The 3,865-nt window shown below is 72.9% G+C and carries 4 protein-coding genes and 1 pseudogene; 4 read left to right on the top strand and 1 reads right to left on the bottom strand.

Going from position 1 to position 3,865, the window contains the following annotated elements:
- On the bottom strand, nucleotides 1-929 hold a 929-nt coding region (locus tag PLL68_RS09560), incomplete at its 3' end, for a DUF3109 family protein (RefSeq protein ID WP_324533531.1).
- Between the two features lie 121 nt (nucleotides 930-1,050).
- On the opposite strand from PLL68_RS09560, the gene PLL68_RS09555 reads away from it, so the two are divergent.
- The 4 genes and pseudogenes from PLL68_RS09555 to PLL68_RS09540 all read left to right on the top strand — a co-directional run.
- Complete coding sequence (locus PLL68_RS09555; protein WP_324533530.1) at nucleotides 1,051-1,977, top strand: Ppx/GppA family phosphatase; 927 nt, start codon at nucleotides 1,051-1,053, stop codon at nucleotides 1,975-1,977.
- Nucleotides 1,978-2,022: 45 nt separating this feature from the next.
- Nucleotides 2,023-2,811, top strand: coding sequence for a sugar phosphate isomerase/epimerase family protein (locus PLL68_RS09550; RefSeq protein WP_324533532.1), 789 nt, complete (start codon nucleotides 2,023-2,025; stop codon nucleotides 2,809-2,811).
- A gap of 63 nt (nucleotides 2,812-2,874) precedes the next feature.
- The gene (locus PLL68_RS09545) at nucleotides 2,875-3,651 is read left to right on the top strand and encodes an ABC transporter ATP-binding protein (RefSeq protein WP_324533529.1); all 777 of its coding nucleotides are present in this window, start codon (nucleotides 2,875-2,877) and stop codon (nucleotides 3,649-3,651) included.
- Nucleotides 3,648-3,865 (top strand): annotated as a pseudogene (locus PLL68_RS09540) (ABC transporter permease); the annotation flags it as partial. The gene PLL68_RS09545 and the pseudogene PLL68_RS09540, both read left to right, overlap by 4 nt.

The following is a 3,865-nucleotide window of genomic DNA, read 5'->3' as shown; positions in this document are numbered from 1 at the left end:
GCCTTGGTGGGGGTGCCGACCTTGGCCGTCCGGGTGGCAGCTGTCGCCGGCCGGCGCCGAGGCACCCTGGTGCGCCGCCCGCCCACCGTGCCGGCCTCGACCGTGGCCGGGTGCACGAGCAGCGGGATCAGCTGGCGAGCCCCCGCTGAACGGGCCCGCTTGACCGTGTCGAGGTGGGCCTCGCAGCGCAGCACCAGGGCGGCGTAGGCGGCCTCACCCATGAGGGCAGTGAGCTCGGCCCGGTTGCTGCGGTAGACCGGCTCGGCCCCGACGTGGGCCTCGGTGTTCGACGAGCAGTACCAGTCGAGGTCATGGCCCCCAGGCCCCCACCCGCGCCGGTCGTACTCGGCGATGGTCACCTCGAGGTACGAGGTGTCATCGGGCCGCTCGACGGTGCGGTACGACCGCCGGATCGGCAGCTGCCAGCAGACGTCGGGCTTGGCCTCGTGCGGCGGCCGGCCGGTGAGCACCGCGTGCTGGTGCAGCGCGCACCCGGCACCAGCGGGAAAGCCGGGGCGGTTGAGCATGATGCAGGCGCCGTCGACCACCTTGGTCTTGCGGGCGGCATCCGACCCGTCCGGCCCCTCCGACCCGTCCGGCGAGGCCTCGAGCTCGGTCCAGGCCGAGCGGCGCGAGGGGTCCTTGTCGCCCCGCTTGCCGCGGCCGGGGTGGTACTGCCACTCGTCCTCGCCGAGCTCGGCGACGACGGCACGCACCCGCTCGAAGTCCTCGTCGTCGGTGAAGTGCGCGCCCAGCGTGCAGCACCCGTCGTCGGGGCGATCGGCGTAGATGCCCTTGCAGCCCGAGCCGAAGATGCACGTCCAGCTCGACGTCAGCCAGGTGAGATCGACCCGGAAGCGCTGCTCGGGATTCGCGGGATCGGGCAGCTCGGCCCAGGTGCGGGCGATGTCCAGCGGCGTCTCGGGCACGCGACCACCCTATGGGCCACCCGCCGCCCCGTCCCCATGAGCCGCCCACCCTGCTGGCTGTGGCCGGCCCCACCGTGCCGTCCCTATGGGCCGGCTACCGAACAGCGACTACGTTTGGCGCATGCGCCTCGGGGTCGTCGACGTCGGATCGAACACGGTCCACCTGCTCGTGGTCGACGCGCACCCCGGAGCCCAGCCCCTGCCGGCGACGAAGCACAAGATCGACCTGCGCCTGTCCGAGCACGTCACCGACGACGGGCACATCGGCGACGAGGGCAGCGACCGGTTGGCCACGTTCGTGCAGGAGTGCCTCGAGGTCGCCGAGCACCAGGGCGTCGAGAACCTCAGTGGCTTCGTCACCAGCGCGATCCGGGAAGCGCCCAACGGCCACCAGGTGCTGCTCGAGGTCAAGGAGCGCACGGGCGTCGTCCTCGACGTCCTCAGCGGGGCCGACGAGGCCCGGCTGACGTTCCTCGCCGCACGCCGCTGGTTCGGCTGGTCGGCCGGCACCCTGCTCGTGGCCGACATCGGCGGCGGCTCGCTCGAGCTCGCGATGGGCATGGACGAGGACCCTGACGTCGCGGTGTCGCTGCCACTCGGCGCTGGCCGGGTGACGCGGGACCTGCTGCCCGGCGACCCGCCCAGTGCGGATGCCGTGCGTGAGGCGCGGCGGCTGGTGCGCGCCTCGATCGCTGCCGAGCTGCGTCCGCTCGCCAAGGCCGGTGCCCCCGACCACGCCGTCGGCACGTCGAAGACGATGCGCTCGCTGGCGCGGATCTGCGGTGCCGCTCCCAGCAGCGAGGGGATGTATGCCGCCCGGGTGCTGCCGCGCGCGCTGCTCACCGAGAAGCTGCCCGAGATCGCCGCCATGACCGATGCCGAGCGCGCCGACCTACCGGGCGTCTCGGCATCCCGCGCACACCAACTGCTCGCCGGTGCCATCGTCGCCGAGGCCGCCATGGACCTGCTCGGCCTCGACGAGCTCGAGATCTGCCCGTGGGCGCTGCGTGAGGGCATCATCCTGCGCCACCTGGACAGGCTGAGCTGAGCCGTGGCGACCCGCGGCCGTGGCGCGCGCACCGGGGCCCATCCCGTGGGAGTGCCGGCGCCCCTGATCGGGCTGTCCACGTCGTCGGTCTACCCCGAAGGGTGCGCCGCCGCCTTCGAGCTGGCCGCCCGGCTCGGCTACGACGGCGTCGAGATCATGGTCTGGACCGATCCGCTGACCCGCGAGGCCGGTGCGCTGCGAGCGCTCGCCGAGCTGCACGGCATCCGGATCCTGTCGATCCACGCCCCGACGCTGCTCGTGACGCAACGGGTCTGGGGCAATGACCCCTGGGTGAAGATCGACCGGTCCATCGATCTGGCCGCCGAGGTCGGTGCCGACACGGTGGTGCTGCACCCGCCGTTCCGGTGGCAGCGGGAGTACGCGGCGGGGTTCATCGACGGGGTGGCGCTGCGCGAGCACGACACCGGCATGCGGCTCGCGGTCGAGAACATGTACCCGTGGCGGGGGCCGCGCTCGCGCGAGGTCGAGGCGTACCTGCCGCACTGGGATCCGGTGCCGCAGCCGTACGACCACGTGACCCTCGACCTCTCGCACACGGCGACGGCGGGGTCGGATGCCGTGGGGATGGTTCACGATCTCGGCCCCCGGTTGGCGCACCTCCACCTCGCCGACGGGGTGGGGTCGCCGCGCGACGAGCACCTCGTGCCCGGGCGGGGGACGCAGCCGTGCGGGGAGGTGCTGGAGCTGTTGGCGGAGTCGGGGTTCGGCGGCCACGTCGTCGTCGAGGTGGGGACCAGGCGGGCGTCCGCGGCCCAGCGCGAGCTGGACCTCGCCGAGTCGCTGGCGTTCGCGCGCCTTCACCTCGCCACCTGACGGTGCGGGAGGTGGATCACACCCTCCTTGTCCGGACGGGCTGGGAGGTGCAGAATTCATCATGTGACGAATAAGGCGGAGGGTGATGCGATCGTCGTCGAGCACCTGCGCGTGGTGCGGGGCTCGCGCGAGGTTCTTCCCGACCTCGACCTGCGGGTGCCCCGCGGGCAGGTGGTCGGGCTGCTCGGGCCGAGCGGTGGCGGCAAGTCCACGCTGATGCGCGCCATCGTCGGGGTGCAGGTGGTGGCCAGTGGCCGCGTCCTGGTGCTCGGTGAGGATGCCGGGTCACCGTCTCTGCGCCACCGCGTCGGCTACGTGACGCAGTCCCCGAGCGTCTACGGCGACCTGTCGGTGCGCGAGAACGTCGACTACTTCCGCGCCGTCCTGGGCGCACCCGCGGATGCCGTCGACCGCGCCATCGTGGCCGTCGACCTCACCAGTCACGCCGCCGCCCGCGTCGACAACCTCAGCGGGGGCCAGCAGGCGCGGGTGAGCCTCGCGTGCACGCTCGTCGGCGACCCCGAGGTCCTCGTGCTCGACGAGCCGACGGTCGGGCTCGACCCGGTGCTCCGGCGCGAGCTGTGGGCGATCTTCCATCGGTTGGCCGACCAGGGCCGCACCCTGTTCGTGTCCAGCCACGTCATGGACGAAGCGGTGCGGTGCGACCGACTGGTGCTGCTGCGCGAGGGTCGGGTGCTCAGCGACAGCACGTTGCCCGAGCTGCTCGAGGCCACCGGGGCCGCGGACGCCGAGGCGGCCTTCCTCGCCCTCATCGACGCGGCGGATGCCGCCCACGCGAACGCCGCGGCCGAGACCGCCCAGCCCGAGGACGCGGCGTGAACGCCCGCATCACGCTCGCCACGGCATCCCGGATCCTGCGCCAGCTGCGCAGGGACCACCGCACCCTGGCCCTCATGCTCGTCGTCCCGTGCGTGCTGCTCGGGCTGCTCGCGTGGATGTACGCCGACGCGCCCGGGGAGGTCTTCAACAGGATCGGACCGGCGCTGCTCGGGGTGTTCCCGTTCGTCGTCATGTTCGTCGTCACGAGCATCGC

The organism is Ornithinibacter sp., assembly GCF_035443565.1.
GTDB lineage: Bacteria > Actinomycetota > Actinomycetes > Actinomycetales > Dermatophilaceae > Fodinibacter.
This window is presented reverse-complemented; position numbering and strand designations above follow the sequence as displayed.